The sequence below is a fragment of the Psychrobacillus sp. PGGUH221 genome (assembly GCF_042055255.1).
GTDB lineage: Bacteria > Bacillota > Bacilli > Bacillales_A > Planococcaceae > Psychrobacillus.
On sequence record NZ_JAQMHQ010000016.1, the window covers coordinates 29,348 to 44,716 of the forward strand.

The following is a 15,369-nucleotide window of genomic DNA, read 5'->3' on the forward strand; positions in this document are numbered from 1 at the left end:
TTCTTCGCGCCTTTAATTTTATGGAAAAGGAACAATCGTCCAGCCTAATCCAAAGATTGTTACAAAAAACAGTCCAATAAAGATACTTATACTCATTCCCCACAAACCCAAAGTTCTACTTTTTTGGTTGAATACTGAAATAATTCCAAAGACAGCAGAAATTAATACCCATGAAGAGAAAGTATTTGCTAACGGTACATCATATCCGGATAGCAGAGAGACATTGATAATCGCTAAGGATAGGAGCCCCATAATGACACTTAGCCATCCTAATCCAGGAAATATAATTTTTTTTATTGAGCCCAATTCCATAATTTAACCTCTCCTAACTTCAAATAACGTACCATACCCATTTCTCTTAGTGATTCAATTTCACTTTTTGGGCCAGTAACGACAACTCCGTACGTTTTATACCCATTTTTCTCGATGTAGTGTATACGCTCTTCCAGTTCGAGATTTTTATGGGAAGAGACTTGTACAGCTATATCTTCATACGGTTGGAGGTCCTTTAACATTTTCAAAAATGTCTCCTCGTGGGATTCAGAGTCCCGAAAAGGGGACCAGTAAGTTTGATCGGGCTGAACGGGATAACCAATTGGAGAAACAACATCCCCGTCGGAACTAAGCATTTTATCTTCTGTTCCTGTATAGATTGCTGCCCAAGTCACATCAACATTTTTCATCTCATCTTCTACTTCTTGAACTAGATAAAGATCGTCTAATGAGATATAAGCCTCCACAACAGTTTCCTCCGGCAATCCGGATAACACACGCCACTCATTATCACTATTGAATTCAACGGATTGGTTTGGATGAGTAATCCATTGGTTTGTTTGTGTTGGGTACTGAGGATATATTTTCTCTAGCTTAGAAGTTGTTTTGTTATTTACTAAGTCATTGAGAACAAAATGTAAATCATAGTCTTTTGATGGGTAAAACTCATCTCCAATTTGTTTATATTGTTCAAATGACAAGTCCATCGAAAAAAGAGAGAAGTCCATTTCGAATTCCATTTCCTCGAGCGTTGTATTTGGCTCAGTAATATAGAGAGTAGTACTTGCGACGTCCATTAAAGTAGTAGATTTTGTTCCAAAAGCATAGTATCCAAAAGTCAGCATATAGCAGGTAGGAACAATTAGAAGGATGACTGTTAGAGTAGAAAGAATCAATTTCCATTTAGACGAGTTGATTGCTCTTTTAATCTTTTTAGTGCCTTCGTTACTATGCGGAAGTTCTTCCTTCTTCGAATTATTTATTAATTTTTCATATGGATCCATTATGATTCCTCCTGTGATAACATTTCCCGTAACCTTTTTCTTCCACGTGATAAATGACTCTTTAAGGTATTTAACTTGATATTCAAGATATTTGCGGCTTGCTCATTTGACCAATCATGCACATCACATAATAGAATCGCCTGTTTTTCTATCGGTCTTATATAATCTAAATAACGTAATAGTTCATTGTAAGAATCATTTTCAACTACTATATTTTCTGGACTATTTAAATCAGAAATTGAAAATTCATTCGTCATTACATAACGTTTATCTTTTCTGAAATGATCAATGTATGTAAAATAACCTACCTTAAAGAGCCAAGGTTTTATTTCCTTGATATCATTGGTGAGTAATGCAATATGTGCCTTTGCGAAGGTTTCCTGAAGTAAGTCTTCTGCTTCGGCATGATTTCTTGAGAGAGAATATAAATAGCGATATAAGTCATTGAAATGAAGTGCATATATTTGTTCGAGATCCATCACTTCCCACCTTTCACTCTAACCACGGATTAGAGGCAGAAAAAGTTGCAATATAAATAAAATATATTATAAATGAAATCTTTAGAAGTAATATGGAGGATTTTTATTCCTTTTGTGAACCATTTTACTAAAGGTGCAGGTTAGTTGAATAAGGAACTAGATACCAATGCATAAGTTTTGATATTTTGAGATAATTAAAAGGTATCAAGGTAGGGGAAAAAATTTAATCTATACGAACCTTATAGAAACGTAATGATTAAAATAGTAGGGATAATGGTGTTCATTTGTGGTATTTTTGTATTGAAAAAAATTGCGAAGTTCGGAAAACAAAAGCCATATTGAACTAACGCGGCAGGTTAGTTGAATAAGTGTCAATGTGAATTACTTTTGATTAGAATATTATCAATATTTTTCTGGTTTGGGGGAAGATGAAAATGTATGTTGCAGTTCTAATATGCGGTATTGTTGGCTTATTAATGTTCTTATTTGCGTATCTAATTTGGGCAAAGAAAAAATTATTTCTAATAGCTGGATACAATGACGAAACTTTCGAGGGGGACAAAGAAAAATTAGGTAAAGTAATGGGTATTTATTCGATAATTATAGGAATAGTCATTTTCCCGTTACCATTTGCCGTAGAATATATTGGGACATATATTATTTATTTCTTTATAATTTTTATTTCATTATCAACTATACCTCTAGTAATTTATATAAATATTTTAAATAGGAAGAAGGTTAATTAGCATTACATTATGATTGTCAGTAGGATTAACTTTCTGTAAAAGAAAATGGCGGATTCCCCATAATCAAGCATGACCATAAACAAAATGTATTTGCTGTTGAGGAAATCCTAATTGCAATAACGGGTGCTTTAATAGAACATAGATTGCTTAGGCAACTCTTTTTTCTTATTGAACTAACGCAGCAGGTTAGTTGAACAAATTAACACAAAATTTATTGAAACGAAAACTATGAAATTCTGTCTAATTATAAAAGGAGTGATGGTATTGAAGAAACTTAGCTTAATTTTGTCTTTAATATTTTTATCAATAGGGTTATTGGGCTGTCAACAAAGTGGTAAAGAGAATGAATCCAACAACGAGATTTCTAAAAATGTAACCAACTCTCCTACTAAAAAGATGACAAAAGATATGCCTAGTGATTTTGATTTTTCTATTCAGTTCGGTGTTCAAAAAAAGAATGAAATTAGTACTTTCGAAGGAACGGTGACTAAGGATTTAATAGCAGATGGTACTGCAACCACAGAGTTAATCTTAACAGAAGAAGAAATGAAAGATATTTATGAGAACATGCCAGAAATTAATATAGCCGAAACGAAGGAATTTACACCAGAACCTATTAACGGAACGGTTTGTATGCAACAACCGTACGGAGAAGATGAGTGGAAAATTATTATCAACGGTGAAACGTTAACACATTTAATTTCAGGGGAATACTGCGAACCAACGAACGATGCAAAACAACTAATTGAGTTAAGAAATTATGTCTTTAATATAATTAAAAGCAAGGATGAATATAAATCACTCCCAGAGTCCGATGGTGGGTACCAATAATTATTCAACTAACGGGTGCTTTAGCAGAACATGACCATCATTTCGATGGTCTATTTTTACGTCCAAAACTAACGAAGCAGTTTACTTGAAGAAGTTGAATGTTAAAATAGCGAGAAAAGGAGTTTGTGAAATGAGTTTAACAAGTTATATTGGATGCAATATAGAAATACCTCTTAGTAATGAAGAGTCAGACGATTTAATTGTTATTGGAGATTGTTTTTCGAACAAGTATAACCGTCAAGATGTGAAAAAACATCAATTTACCACTCCTGTTGTTTACGAAGTATCAAGTGACTGGGGAATAGAGATTTCGGAATATATGAACCTAAAAACGTGTGCCGAATCAAAAGAGAAACTAATTGAACTTTGTAAAATTATGGACAGTTACATTGATAAAGGTGATTATTTTGAACTGTATAGTTGTTGGGTCGGAGAAGAAGCTGATAAGCGGGAAGGTGAGATAACTCTTCGAATCAATAACTTTGACATTGAACAGATAAAAATGCCGGAAAAAATGTTAGTGAGATTTGAAAAATGAGTTCTTCTTCAACTAACGGGTGCTTTACTTGAAGAGCATTGAGCTACATAGGTGGCTCTATTTTCTTATTAAACTAAAGCAGCAGGTTAGTTGAACAAGGATAATAATATAAATAAGCAGATACAGGTGTGAATTGGAGGTGCCATATGGATAAAGCTGAAAAAACTGCTGCTTTAAATGTGCTGAATTTTTTATGTAATGGTGTAAAAATAGAAGGGCTTAATTTTTATGGATTAAAGTTACTTCTTTCTGAGAATGAAAATAATTTAAATCGAATTGAAGGGCAGATTTACATTAATATTGAGAGTCAATTTTCTTTATTAAAATCGTTGCCGAAAAGTATCCCCTCATTAGAGGACCTGCCTGAACTCGATTGGATTGAATCTTCTAAATTATTATGTGAGTTAAGGTTGAAACAAATTATTGAAGTATCACTACATCACCAAAGTCCCCATTTATTTTTAACATTTGAAACAGGTGAAGTTCTATTCATTTGGGGACATCACGAAAAGTACGAGAGTTGGCAAGTAGGTGTATTAGTAACAGATGTATCAGAAGCAACTGAGACATGGGACGTAGTAGCGTGTCCTAATAATAGCCTAGCAGTATGGGGTCCTGAAGATATTATTGGGAAGAATATCTAATAGTCGCTTATTGAACTAACGGGTGCTTTAGTAGAGATCAGAGGGTTGCTTAGGCAACTCTTTTTTATTAATGAACTAAAGCGGCAGTTTAGTTTAATAAGAAAGATGTTTAAATATTTAAAATTTGGGAAAATTAATATAATAAAATTAGTGGAAGAACGAACTTCGAACATTCATGGAGAAGAAACAACCAGAGGTGGTGGAATTAGTGAAAAATGGTCGTGATGGTGGATTTAATTATTGGAAAATGAATTATAGAACGAAGTTTATTCGAACTTTGTGGATGATTCCTGTTGCTATATTTTTATCTTTTCTACTGTTTGTAATGGATATTCCTTCAAAATTTAGCGTATTTTTGTTGGTACTTTTACTAGTTACCCTAATAGTTCAATTAATTTATACGTATATTAAGTGGAAAAGTGAAAGACAGACGGAAACTCTTAAAGATATTTAAATATGGGGTGTTTCTTTCAAAGAAGGAAACACTTCTTCTTATTTAAGTTATTTCAGTAAATCAAAGAGATAATAAGTTTGTGAAAGATTGTACTTAAGCTAACGGGTGCTTTAGTTAAACATGACCATCATTTCGATGGTCTATTTTTATGTACAGAACAACAATTAGACTTCTGAGACCCATTGTGAAATGTTACACTTAAACTAACGGGGCAGTTTAGTTTAAGAAGAAAGTCAGAAAAATATGTTAAGTTTGTTTAAAACAAATGTGATAATTATATTTCAATTTCTGAGTCAAAAACTTGTTTGTTTGGAACATAAAAAGTATAGGGAGATTCTTTATTTCTTTGTTTTATTCCCCCTTTAATCTTTTATCAAGATCAGGATGAATCCAAACACTTTCCACTTCGTATCCGTTCAACTGATTATCATCCGTATTATCTGATTCATAAGCTTCTGCATTTTTTAACCCCTTAATAAAACTTTCAAAATCTTTAGCTACAAATGTGATATTATAATCGTTTTCTTGATCTACATGTACAACGCTAGGTTCTCCTTTTGGCCCACATTTTCTATAATCAAGAAAAATCATATCATGGCCAGCCGAAGGGCAATCACAGATAGCAATTCCTATTTCTGGATACTCCCAATCTTCAATCCAAAACTTGCTACCAAACTCTCCACCTAATGAGCATTTTTTTTCAAATCCTATCCCATAAATGCCGGATATAGATATGTGGTCCTCCGCCCAGCTTGTTGGAATGCTTGTGGAATGACAGTCTTTTGTTGGAATGCCGCCATTCCGTTGTTTCATTAACCAGATATATGACGGAGGCAATTTATAGCCTAATTCGTTTTCAATGCTATGGATAACTTCAGCTGTAGGTGGATTAGAAGTATATTCGTTTTTTGCGTATTCACCCTCATCCCAAAAATTGTCGAAATTAAAACCCTCAAAATAGTTCATTTTCATATTTCTCCTTTCTCCTTTCTCTTTAACTAACCTGCGTAATAATAATAATTTTGTCTCCAATTTAATAGTAGTTACTACTATCTAAACTTATTCCGTCAGTTTGTGTATATCCTATCAGCATATCAATGCTTATATTAACATAAAAATTCAAAATATTGCGCAACTAAAAAAATATATAGATGAAAACCAACCTCTTATTAAAGTAACGGGTGCTTTAGCAGAAAAAGATCATCATTAATAAGATGTTTATTAACAGAGTTCTGGGCAATAATTAATTGAAAAAGTATTAAAAAGCATGCAACTTTTTTGGGGTAAATGTAGTTAAATTAAGTTTTTTGAAAGATAGTTTTTATCTATAATAGTGGCTACTGAATGAGCGGCATGAAGTAATCTGCCCCCAAGGCACTTTACATCGAAGTACTATTACTGAAGAAGACTACTTACTAAATTGGAGGTAGTCTTCTTTGTGTTTATGAAGCAATTTGTGGAACCAGATTTTTCGGGGAGTGACAGGCACGCAGAATATTCTCCCTTAAGAGAATGGATGTTTTATATCTCGGCGATATTGGACTTCAACGTGCTGCAAAATGGCTATATAATGAACAAGAAGAAGATGAGAAAATCCTATTACAACAAAAATCAATTCTTTGGGAACCATATAGAACTATATCATCTTTATATCTATGGGAAATTATTAATTGCGGATTAATAAAAAAAAAGCTGCAAATGAAATTTTATGTTGATATTGTATAAAATCTAATGCAACGGGATAAAATTAGCTCATGAAAATAACAAACTGATTAATCCCGCCGGTGATATATTAAGCATGCACTAAGTTAGATGCAGAATAACCTAGAATAACGCCATTTTCATATAAGAATTTTAACATGGTATTACTCCTTAAAGTCACAATTTTTTCATTATATATTATAACAAACAAACCAACTAAGAAATTATAATGCTTTTAATGCATTTATAATTTTTAAGCAAATGGCTATGACAAATAATCATTTTACATGGAATTTTATAGTTGAAAATTTTTAAAAGGAGCATTTCTCAAATGAAGGTGCTTTCAATGATTCAACCTTGGGCCACCCTTTTCATCTTAAATGAAGCTCAATATGAGACAAGGACATGGAAAACTAACTATCGTGGTTCTTTAGCAATCCATACAAGTAAAAAGATAGATAACAGTGTTTGTAATAATGAGAATATTCAGTGTCTTCTTAGTAAACACGGATTCAACAAAGAGAATCTACCTAAAGGTATGATTATTGGTGTATGTAACCTAATTAATTGTTTAAAGGTAACAGAAGACGCCCAGGGATGTGTAGTATTGGAGGATGGACGTATAGTCTCGGGTAATGATTATTTATTAGGGGATTTTAGAGTAGGGAACTATGTTTGGGAAGTTTCCAATAAGGAAATGTTAATCAATTTTATACCAGCAAAAGGAAAACTGGGTTTATGGGAATACGATTTAAATTAGTTGATTAAGTTGGGAGAAACATACTAATTTTTAATGAAAAACCAAATGAATAAATTAATTTCCATCAACTGAATGCCAAGAAATTAAAAAGGAAAAATAATTAAAAGGGACATTATTGTTTAATTAAATACAAAATCAATGTTTGTTTTGATAGGGAGAGAGGAAATTGTCAATACCAGCAGGTTATTTAGTTTATCATCCAAAAATCATTGTCCATTTTGATGAGCCTAAGCATAATCAAGACCCTTATATTTGGAATAAACAATTTTTAAATTCAACATGTCATATCACACTCAAATGAGGACGGAACCGGGACAAATTAACTTCTGGGTAAGTGGTAATGCCTTTCCCAATTTTACAAATCTATTTTGTAATTTGGTGTTTGTGGTTGAAAGTAAACATTATTTGTCTGAGAAAAATAATATAGCTTTTGTGTCCAGTAACACTAAAGTTGGTAACTTTACATTAAAGTCGGTTACTGATATTTATAAAGAAATTTTTAAATCATCTCTCTAGTTTAACTGAGAGGTGATTTTTTTTTGGATACTTATGTTAAAATAGCTAATGATTGTGAAGGGATTCACTTAAACTAACGCAGCAGGTTAGTTGAACAATGACTCTGACTAATTAAAGAGAAATGGTGGCAAATTGGCTATTGAAATGAGTAATAAACTCAACATGTTGGCTGATTATGGTGGTAAGGAATTATTTATGCCTATATCCCTGACAGATGATAAGATTGAATTATCATCTTAAAAATGGAGGCACTCTTTTGAAACCAGAAAATAATAACGAATGGAACGAAACTTACAAAAATTTTAGCTTTAGTAGCTTTAGTTATCTCTACGGGAGCCATTGCGTATTGGCTTGCTCAGATTGCTGATTTGCTTGAAGTAATTGCAAATAAATAAGCATGAACAAAAGAGGGGGTGCTCCCTCTTTTGTTTTGCCCATAAAGAATGCTTCCCCTCTTTAGGGATCCTCATATTCTTCAACTAGGTTGGGAAATGAAGATTTGAGTAATGTTTTATTGAACATCATTTGCATATTTTTAATTTTAGGTTCAATCCTTTGGACTACCTTTATTATCATTGCTGGATTATCTGGAATGTAGGCGTCTTTGTTGTTGAATTTCTTATTTAACAAACGGGTCAGGTTAGCAAAAGAAGGAAATTTCTCAAAGGTAATAGAATTAAGTCAATAATAAGGAAAGAATCCGACATATTTGTCCATTAAATGTCGGACAAATAAATACCTTTTCCTATAAATTAATAAGTGGAAGGAGAGGAAAAATGGATTGGGTAGATAGAATGAATAGTGCTTTGGAGTACATTGAAAACAATCTAGAGGAAGATATAAATTATAAAAAAACAAGAATATTTTTGGAGGATAAGACAAGATGACTAATACAATCACACCGATTATTAAGAAATCCGCTAAAAAATATAAGAGGTGGAATGAAACAGAGCAAATATTTCCCTATAAAATATTCATAAATGAAAAGAATTATATATTTATTAATTATTTTAGGATGTTTTCGAATAAAGTCGTTGGAGCTATAGTTTTAGAAGAAAATGGTGAGGTTTCTGAGCGGGAAAAAGCGATTGAAGTTGCTAATTATGTAGCATCTTTTAATGCGAAGATGGGAATAGTTAGAGATCAATTGTATTATGAAAAAGATAGACCGGATCATATTTTGAAAAATTGTACTAAATTAATTGATCGAGTTTCATCAATTTTTGATATTTCATCAATCCAGCAGGATGTTAATATTTTTAAGGAATTTTCAAGTTTTTATATAAAAGGACAAGAAAGACTCAAAGAAATATTTCATGCTGTAGAAAAACTACTAAAACAAGTAAGATTCGACTTAAAGTGTCTTACAAAGCAGGACGTTAAACATGCTGAAGATTTAATTTTTGAATATTATTTAATTTTATTTAATCAATCTAATTTACATTATAAGGCACTAAAACATGTTCCCAATATTTTAGAATTTATACGTGTGAATAAAGAGAACATTGAATCCTCTTTAGCAAAAGACTATAAGAATTTAGAAAGTATTCTTGGAGAATTGATTTCCCCAAAATCTAAAAAAACTCTGATGGAATCGGCTGCAACGGCTTTTCCTGGTTATGGAAGTGTATGGGATCTTCCAGAGGGTAAGGAAGGCGAAGAAGAATTTATCAGATTAAAAAAGCTTGAGGGTTCCGATTTATTTAATAAACTCACAAGAGAGGTTTTGAGAAATTAATTTTTCTCATGCAAAATGGAGGTGTCTTAAATATGTATCTTAAGGATTCCCTTGAAATTTATACAAAAAATATAGAAAAGATTTTATTATTGACATCACGATAATGCTACCTTTTTTAATAATTAATAATTATATAACATCGATTAATTATATAATAGGGAGTATTTACGGAAACCCTATATTGGACTTAAACAGATAACTATCCCTACTTTCGTTTACTGTGGAAGATCTGACGCCCAATGTCCTTTGGTTTTTTCTGAAGAAATAAGTACGGGTTTAATAAACTCATATTTGAAAAGAGTAATCACATTCCATATTTAGAAGAAAAAGAAGTATTCTTAAATATGGTTTATGATTTTAAAGAACTAACAGAGAAAACATTCTCTTATTGAACACGGTGCTTTAGTTAAACAAGACCATCATTTTGATGGTCTATTTTTACGTCTAAACAACATGTAGATTTCGGTGATTCATTGTGAAATGTTACACTTAAACTAACGCAGCAGTTTAGTTCAATAAGTGTAAAGGAGGATTATGAATGCAAAATGGAAGTGAGGACTATCAGTTTCATGATAGTAATTTTATTGTTGTTGGTGAGGGATTTATCTATATATTAATTGGGGTATTAATCATAACGAGAATTATTACTTTTTCTGTTGTTAAGAAAATCTCAAGCAAAAGAAAAGAAAAGAAGGAATGAAATGGCTCTTCAACTAAGGGGGCAGGTTAGTTACAGAGGGTATAAATTAAGGGATTTGGAGAAGTAGGATGGCAAAGAAAAAAAAGAAAAGCAGGATGGGGTTTTTTAAAGAAATTTTAGGTGAGATTGGTGGTTCTATAATATTTGAAGTGGTCTGGAACATTATAATGTTTATACCAAGAATGTTAATTCGCTTGATTTCAAGCATTTGGTGAAGTCATTAATTCTTATTGAACTAACGGGTGCTTTACTTCAAGAAGGAGTAAAGCCTTTTTTCTTATTGAACTAACGCGGCAGTTTAGTTGAATAAGGATGTAATTCAAATTTGTTAAAATGTGGTAGAATAGTGATTATTAAATGATAGGAAGGAACATTTTAGAGTGAATATAGAGTGCACACGATTTCGAGTGAAACAAGGTAAAAAAGAAAAAGTTAATGAATGGTTAGGCTTCTTAAATGAACATATGGAAGATGTATTAGTAACTCTTGAAGGCGAGAAGATGTACGTAGAAACCATTTTCCGAGAAGTTTTAAATGGAGAAGAATATTTATATTGGTATTCTGTTCAAGGGACTGGTGGAAATGAGGTTGATGAATCCGAACATTGGATTGATAAACAACACCTTGCATATTGGAATGAATGTATTGATGACACTTATAAACCAGTTGATTTACAAACTGAAGTAGTGATGATTCTTGATAAAGTTCGAGATTCTATGAAGTAAGATATTAAAGTAATATGGTCTTACTTTAAAAGCAATGAGCTGTTAAGACAGCTCATTTTTATTAAGCTAACGGGGCAGTTTAGGAGAAGAAGGAAAAACGAATATCCCTGTCGAACTAGAGACCAATAAATAAAAGTTAAAAGTTAGGTTTTACAATGCTTGAATTACAAAATTGCTTAAATGAATTTACCAAAATGCATGATGAATTTATCAGTGATTGGAACCACGCAATGAGTTCAGGTGACACATCTTCAGTAGATAGAATGACAGAAGATTATTATGTTGCTTTTTTTAATAGTGGAAATGAAAAACCGATTATATTCACCAAACAAGAAGCTATAAATGGTATGGAACAATCAGTTAGACATTTTTCAGGTGCGAATAAGAGGTTTGAAAATAGAGTTATTCGACTAAGGAATAACTTAAATGCTGTAGTGTTTTATGAACAACTAATTGTAAAAGATGAGGAAGTATTAGCACGATTATTTACCATTGAAAATTGGAGATTAATTAACGAAAAATGGATGATTGTAAGGGAAACAGAAGAACCAATTAATTAGTTTTTGTTCTTCAACTAACGGGTGCTTTAGTTAAACAAGACCATCTTTCCGATGGTCTATTTTTATGTCCAATACATCAAGAAGACTTCGGAGATCCATTGTGAAATGTTACACTTAAACTAACGTAGCAGGTTAGTTGAACAAGGGTTGGTAGGAATCAGCCTGTAAAGGATATAAATATCGAAGAGGCAATAGCAATTAAAGTTAATGACAAGTTAAATAAACCATATATAAAAATTTTGAATGAACTTAGGATAAGGTTCAGAGATTGAGCTACCATGAAAATAAATTTCTCCTTCTAAATCGTTAAATAATGAGGAGAGCGTGCATTAATAAGTCTATGGGTTTCGGTGGACTATTATTATAGACACCTTTTAAACTTTCATTCTCTGTGGTGCAGTACTATTTTGAGCTGCATGGAAAGGTATCAACAAGGTCGACTTAAAAGAAGCAGTTAATAAATTGTGTTAACAAGTAAATATTCAGTGATTGAATCGAAACAGGTAATTTATGAAGTTGAATCAGTAGGTTGAAAATACTGTCTCTTAGTTTATAATTGTAAGTATACATAATGGTTATTATTGGGAATGAGGGGATTCTGATCAGTGTTATATGGGATAATATTTGTCGTTTTATTTGCGTAGTTATTGGTTTAATTCTCCTAAGTGCCTTTGTAGGGGTATTTATGAATGGACTTCAATTGGATTTTAATTCATATATATACATAGTTCTTCTTATCATTAAATCATTAATTCTTCCACAAACTATAGAATTCACAGGACCAACAGGATTTGAGTATTCTATATTTACAAACTTCTGGGATTCCTACTTATATTCTGCATATATATTTCTTGCTGCATTATTCTTATCAATAGTACTAGGTATCTTCGTTGCTTATCTAACTACATTATTACCTAAAAAAATTAACTTATTTATTATAAGAATTGCCTCACTATTAGAGTCGTTACCAGACTTGTTTATAATTATAGTAATTCAGTTTTCTGTTTTATTTTATTTTAAACAAACTGGGATCCAATTGTTTTCAATTGTTGGTACGGCCCAGAATAGATCCTATATACTACCAACAGTAGCTTTGACGTTAATCCCATCTTTAATGATTTATAAAGTTGTTCTTTTCCTGGTGAATGAAGAATTGAAGAAATCATACGTACAATTAGCAAAGAGTATAGGTTTCAACAAATCTCAAGTATTTTTCATTCATGTTTTAAGAAATATTACTCCAAGTATTATTCTGCAAAGTAAGTCTGTCATCATAATTTTGTTATCTTCCATGGTAATCTTTGAAAAACTTTTTAATATAAATGGAATTTTCACGTTTTTAATAACTTATCCAGAACCTGAAATCATTGCTTTTACACTTATTATGATTTATTTGCCTATTTTTATAGTTAATACATCGCTGATTGAATATATTCATAGAAAAACAGGGCAAAGATTGGAATGGTGAATTAAATGAGTATAGCGAAGAGAACTTTTCGAAATAAACTATTCCTATTTGGATTTATCATAATCAGTGGCCTATTGTTAGCTAGCATTTTATATTTTATAATTTATCATGATCGTATACCTACGGCTCCATTATTGTTTGATAATAATGGGAAACCAATACCAGCACCGTATAGTGGAATACTTTATCCACCCTTTGGTACTGATAACTTTGGAAGAAATATTGCAATAGTGATGCTTATAGGTGCGAAATATACTATATTTGCAGCTTTTGCTATTACACTTATAAGAGTTGTCCCTTCTATATTTTTTGGATTCCTTATTCATTTTTACTTAGGAAAATTCAAGAAACCAATTAAATACATTGCTGATTCTATTAATTATTTTCCAGTTACCCTTTTTGCTTTTTTAATATTAAACTGGATAAGTTTTGAATCGATATTAATGCAAGAAGGTATTTATTCGTTTTGGGAATTAGTATTAATATATATTTTAGTTCTATCTGTTTTTTTTATTCCTTTCAATTCAGTATTAATTGCAAATGAAGTCCAACTAATAAGTAAGATGGAATTTATTGAATGCTCTCGAACTTTAGGGGCAAGCACATGGCATATCATTTCAAAGCATATTAGAACTTTTTTAGTTCCAAAGTTATATCTAATTTTAATAAAAGAGTTTATGCAGTCACTCATTCTCATGGCTCACTTAGGTGTATTGAAAGTATTTATTGGGGGAATCACTTTTAAAGAAGATTTATTTGGGATATCTAGACCTGTTTCTCCATCAAGTGAATGGGCAGGTACCTTAGGAATGTGGTGGAGTTTCCTATGGACTTCATATCCATGGATATCGTTAATACCTATTATCCTATTAACTGTTTTAATATTAGCTGCTAAATGTATATTAGATGGATTACAAAATGTTTTGTTAACAGTTGAGCGGGTAGCAAAAACTGTAGATGAAGACTTAAATGTGAAATTTAAAAATCTGAGTGCATTTCAGTTACTTAAAAACAAAAAAAATTCAGAATGATTTTTCTAAGTTAAAAGCAACAAGTAGAGCTCGTAATCTTTCTTATGTCTAAGTTGTTAGCATGTTTTTTCAATATTAGTGGTGACTTGTATATTCTTTATCCTTAGACGCCTATATATTGGCGTCTTTCTTTTGAAAAGGTTTTTAAAGGAAGTTTGATTTATTGTAAATGGTATTATTGCTGTTGTCTCCCCTACATCAAATAAAAGAAGTTTCACCTCAAATAGATATTTATATTAAAATAACAATAATTTTTGTGAAGGAATATACTTCAACTAACGGAGCAGTTTAGCTGAATAAGAAAATTAGAGTTAAATTACATTAACGCAAATAAACAGTTTTACTTAAAACAGTAAAAACCCTTATATAACAAGGTTTTGGCTATTTTTTATTTTCCCCTAAGGTTAAGGAAAGAAGGATTAACGCAAAAACGAGTGAAAATCGAAAAATCGACCAAAAATGAAGAAATAAATGAAGATAGGGTAATTTTCAATCGAATTGAACCTGAATAAAAGGGTTTTTGAAGAAACTGATGAAACAAATAGAAGTGTTGATTCTAGAAAAGGAATTAACCCTCTTTTTTTGAAATTATTGTACTAATGGGTGTTTTATTCAATTAGAGCAACGTCTTTTAAGACGTTGCTACTTTTACATTTAAAAGTACTTTTGATAATACTCTTTCCTTAGCCTCCCACTCAATTGAGCGTAGATCCTGGTGGTTTCACTTTTCTCATGCCCCATAAGACTTTGTATGACTTCAATAGGAGCTCCATTATTCAACAAATTAGTTGCGTAGCTGTGCCTAAGTTGGTGTGGATGAATCTCTTTATTAATTTCAGCACGATTGGAGATCCGCTTGATGATGTATCGCATTTGGGCGACACTCATTTGATGTGGCTGTCTTGCTGTAACAAAGATAGCAGGATGATGGTCATTACGGCTTTCCATATAGCGTTTAAGCCATATGTCGCAACGTGTATTGAAATAAACTTCCCTTTCCTTATCGCCTTTTCCTCTAACGATCGCGGATTGATTGGACCAATTGATATGGTTCTTTTCTAACGCAACTATTTCTCCAATTCTACAACCAGTAGAAAACATGAATTCAAAAATTGATTTTTCCATTGGGGTATGACAGGATTCACGAAGATGTTCAATCTCTCGTTCGGTTAAATACTTGGGTATCCGTTTACCTACTTTT

Annotated in this window: 20 protein-coding genes; 15 read left to right on the forward strand and 5 right to left on the reverse strand. The window is 31.8% G+C overall.

The features are described 5' to 3' along the window. Positions 1–18 precede the first annotated feature (18 nt). Genes PGC35_RS20950 through PGC35_RS20960 form a run of 3 tightly spaced genes read right to left on the reverse strand, consistent with a single transcriptional unit; the run spans position 19 to position 1,756 of the window. On the reverse strand, positions 19–312 hold the full coding sequence (locus PGC35_RS20950) for a hypothetical protein (RefSeq protein WP_375220551.1): 294 nt from the start codon (positions 310–312) through the stop codon (positions 19–21). Further along, positions 294–1,277 carry an anti-sigma factor gene (locus PGC35_RS20955; protein WP_375220552.1) on the reverse strand — a complete coding sequence of 328 codons (984 nt, stop codon included), beginning with the start codon at positions 1,275–1,277 and terminating at the stop codon, positions 294–296. Before PGC35_RS20955 ends, PGC35_RS20950 begins: the two co-directional genes overlap by 19 nt. Beyond that, positions 1,277–1,756, reverse strand: coding sequence for a sigma-70 family RNA polymerase sigma factor (locus PGC35_RS20960; RefSeq protein ID WP_375220553.1), 480 nt, complete (start codon positions 1,754–1,756; stop codon positions 1,277–1,279). The genes PGC35_RS20955 and PGC35_RS20960 overlap by 1 nt, the downstream gene beginning before the upstream one ends. Positions 1,757–2,190: 434 nt before the next feature. Between PGC35_RS20960 and PGC35_RS20965 the strand changes: the two genes are divergently transcribed. From PGC35_RS20965 to PGC35_RS20985, 5 genes are all read left to right on the forward strand, one after another. Then, positions 2,191–2,502, forward strand: a complete 312-nt coding sequence (locus PGC35_RS20965) for a DUF3784 domain-containing protein (RefSeq protein WP_375220554.1) — start codon at positions 2,191–2,193, stop codon at positions 2,500–2,502. A 264-nt stretch (positions 2,503–2,766) separates the two neighbouring features. Then, complete coding sequence (locus tag PGC35_RS20970) at positions 2,767–3,333, forward strand: hypothetical protein (RefSeq protein WP_375220555.1); 567 nt, start codon at positions 2,767–2,769, stop codon at positions 3,331–3,333. 130 nt (positions 3,334–3,463) lie between these two features. Next, the gene (locus PGC35_RS20975) at positions 3,464–3,871 is read left to right on the forward strand and encodes a hypothetical protein (RefSeq protein ID WP_375220556.1); all 408 of its coding nucleotides are present in this window, start codon (positions 3,464–3,466) and stop codon (positions 3,869–3,871) included. A gap of 146 nt (positions 3,872–4,017) precedes the next feature. After that, entirely contained in the window at positions 4,018–4,515 is a 498-nt protein-coding gene (locus PGC35_RS20980; RefSeq protein ID WP_375220557.1) for a hypothetical protein, read from the forward strand. A gap of 208 nt (positions 4,516–4,723) precedes the next feature. Further along, on the forward strand, positions 4,724–4,969 hold the full coding sequence (locus tag PGC35_RS20985; protein WP_375220558.1) for a hypothetical protein: 246 nt from the start codon (positions 4,724–4,726) through the stop codon (positions 4,967–4,969). A 351-nt stretch (positions 4,970–5,320) separates the two neighbouring features. Here the strand turns inward: PGC35_RS20985 and PGC35_RS20990 are convergent, their stop codons facing one another. Further along, the gene (locus tag PGC35_RS20990; RefSeq protein WP_375220559.1) at positions 5,321–5,935 is read right to left on the reverse strand and encodes an SMI1/KNR4 family protein; all 615 of its coding nucleotides are present in this window, start codon (positions 5,933–5,935) and stop codon (positions 5,321–5,323) included. A 546-nt stretch (positions 5,936–6,481) separates the two neighbouring features. On the opposite strand from PGC35_RS20990, the gene PGC35_RS20995 reads away from it, so the two are divergent. The 10 genes from PGC35_RS20995 to PGC35_RS21040 all read left to right on the forward strand — a co-directional run bounded on the left by PGC35_RS20995 (position 6,482) and on the right by PGC35_RS21040 (position 14,168). Continuing rightward, positions 6,482–6,694: a hypothetical protein gene (locus PGC35_RS20995; protein WP_375220560.1), complete on the forward strand. Its 213-nt coding sequence runs from the start codon at positions 6,482–6,484 to the stop codon at positions 6,692–6,694. A 322-nt stretch (positions 6,695–7,016) separates the two neighbouring features. Beyond that, on the forward strand, positions 7,017–7,430 hold the full coding sequence (locus PGC35_RS21000) for an ASCH domain-containing protein (protein WP_375220561.1): 414 nt from the start codon (positions 7,017–7,019) through the stop codon (positions 7,428–7,430). Positions 7,431–7,596: 166 nt separating this feature from the next. Continuing rightward, positions 7,597–7,731, forward strand: coding sequence for a hypothetical protein (locus tag PGC35_RS21005; RefSeq protein ID WP_375220562.1), 135 nt, complete (start codon positions 7,597–7,599; stop codon positions 7,729–7,731). A 1,098-nt stretch (positions 7,732–8,829) separates the two neighbouring features. Next, positions 8,830–9,684, forward strand: coding sequence for a hypothetical protein (locus tag PGC35_RS21010; protein ID WP_375220563.1), 855 nt, complete (start codon positions 8,830–8,832; stop codon positions 9,682–9,684). Positions 9,685–10,222: 538 nt separating this feature from the next. Then, the gene (locus tag PGC35_RS21015; RefSeq protein WP_375220564.1) at positions 10,223–10,384 is read left to right on the forward strand and encodes a hypothetical protein; all 162 of its coding nucleotides are present in this window, start codon (positions 10,223–10,225) and stop codon (positions 10,382–10,384) included. A gap of 68 nt (positions 10,385–10,452) precedes the next feature. After that, positions 10,453–10,599 carry a hypothetical protein gene (locus tag PGC35_RS21020; RefSeq protein WP_375220565.1) on the forward strand — a complete coding sequence of 49 codons (147 nt, stop codon included), beginning with the start codon at positions 10,453–10,455 and terminating at the stop codon, positions 10,597–10,599. 165 nt (positions 10,600–10,764) lie between these two features. Beyond that, positions 10,765–11,109: a DUF6176 family protein gene (locus PGC35_RS21025; RefSeq protein WP_375220566.1), complete on the forward strand. Its 345-nt coding sequence runs from the start codon at positions 10,765–10,767 to the stop codon at positions 11,107–11,109. A gap of 155 nt (positions 11,110–11,264) precedes the next feature. Then, a complete protein-coding gene (locus tag PGC35_RS21030; protein WP_375220363.1) occupies positions 11,265–11,669 on the forward strand; it encodes a hypothetical protein in 405 nt (134 codons plus the stop codon). A gap of 685 nt (positions 11,670–12,354) precedes the next feature. Then, entirely contained in the window at positions 12,355–13,137 is a 783-nt protein-coding gene (locus tag PGC35_RS21035; RefSeq protein WP_375220567.1) for an ABC transporter permease subunit, read from the forward strand. A 5-nt stretch (positions 13,138–13,142) separates the two neighbouring features. Continuing rightward, positions 13,143–14,168, forward strand: a complete 1,026-nt coding sequence (locus tag PGC35_RS21040; protein ID WP_375220568.1) for an ABC transporter permease — start codon at positions 13,143–13,145, stop codon at positions 14,166–14,168. Positions 14,169–14,822: 654 nt separating this feature from the next. Here the strand turns inward: PGC35_RS21040 and PGC35_RS21045 are convergent. Continuing rightward, a partial coding sequence (locus PGC35_RS21045; protein WP_375220569.1) for a tyrosine-type recombinase/integrase occupies positions 14,823–15,369 on the reverse strand: 547 nt, incomplete at its 5' end.

Bases quoted from the DNA above. Each gene is read 5' to 3' on its own strand.
- PGC35_RS20950 (WP_375220551.1), bottom strand. From the start codon at position 312: ATGGAATTGGGCTCAATAAAAAAAATTATATTTCCTGGATTAGGATGG.
- PGC35_RS21010 (WP_375220563.1), top strand. From the start codon at position 8,830: ATGACTAATACAATCACACCGATTATTAAGAAATCCGCTAAAAAATAT.
- PGC35_RS20965 (WP_375220554.1), top strand. From the start codon at position 2,191: ATGTATGTTGCAGTTCTAATATGCGGTATTGTTGGCTTATTAATGTTC.
- PGC35_RS20960 (WP_375220553.1), bottom strand. From the start codon at position 1,756: ATGGATCTCGAACAAATATATGCACTTCATTTCAATGACTTATATCGC.
- PGC35_RS21020 (WP_375220565.1), top strand. From the start codon at position 10,453: ATGGCAAAGAAAAAAAAGAAAAGCAGGATGGGGTTTTTTAAAGAAATT.
- PGC35_RS21030 (WP_375220363.1), top strand. From the start codon at position 11,265: ATGCTTGAATTACAAAATTGCTTAAATGAATTTACCAAAATGCATGAT.
- PGC35_RS20980 (WP_375220557.1), top strand. From the start codon at position 4,018: ATGGATAAAGCTGAAAAAACTGCTGCTTTAAATGTGCTGAATTTTTTA.
- PGC35_RS21015 (WP_375220564.1), top strand. From the start codon at position 10,223: ATGCAAAATGGAAGTGAGGACTATCAGTTTCATGATAGTAATTTTATT.
- PGC35_RS21035 (WP_375220567.1), top strand. From the start codon at position 12,355: ATGAATGGACTTCAATTGGATTTTAATTCATATATATACATAGTTCTT.
- PGC35_RS21040 (WP_375220568.1), top strand. From the start codon at position 13,143: ATGAGTATAGCGAAGAGAACTTTTCGAAATAAACTATTCCTATTTGGA.
- PGC35_RS20990 (WP_375220559.1), bottom strand. From the start codon at position 5,935: ATGAACTATTTTGAGGGTTTTAATTTCGACAATTTTTGGGATGAGGGT.
- PGC35_RS21000 (WP_375220561.1), top strand. From the start codon at position 7,017: ATGATTCAACCTTGGGCCACCCTTTTCATCTTAAATGAAGCTCAATAT.
- PGC35_RS20955 (WP_375220552.1), bottom strand. From the start codon at position 1,277: ATGGATCCATATGAAAAATTAATAAATAATTCGAAGAAGGAAGAACTT.
- PGC35_RS20995 (WP_375220560.1), top strand. From the start codon at position 6,482: ATGGATGTTTTATATCTCGGCGATATTGGACTTCAACGTGCTGCAAAA.
- PGC35_RS20975 (WP_375220556.1), top strand. From the start codon at position 3,464: ATGAGTTTAACAAGTTATATTGGATGCAATATAGAAATACCTCTTAGT.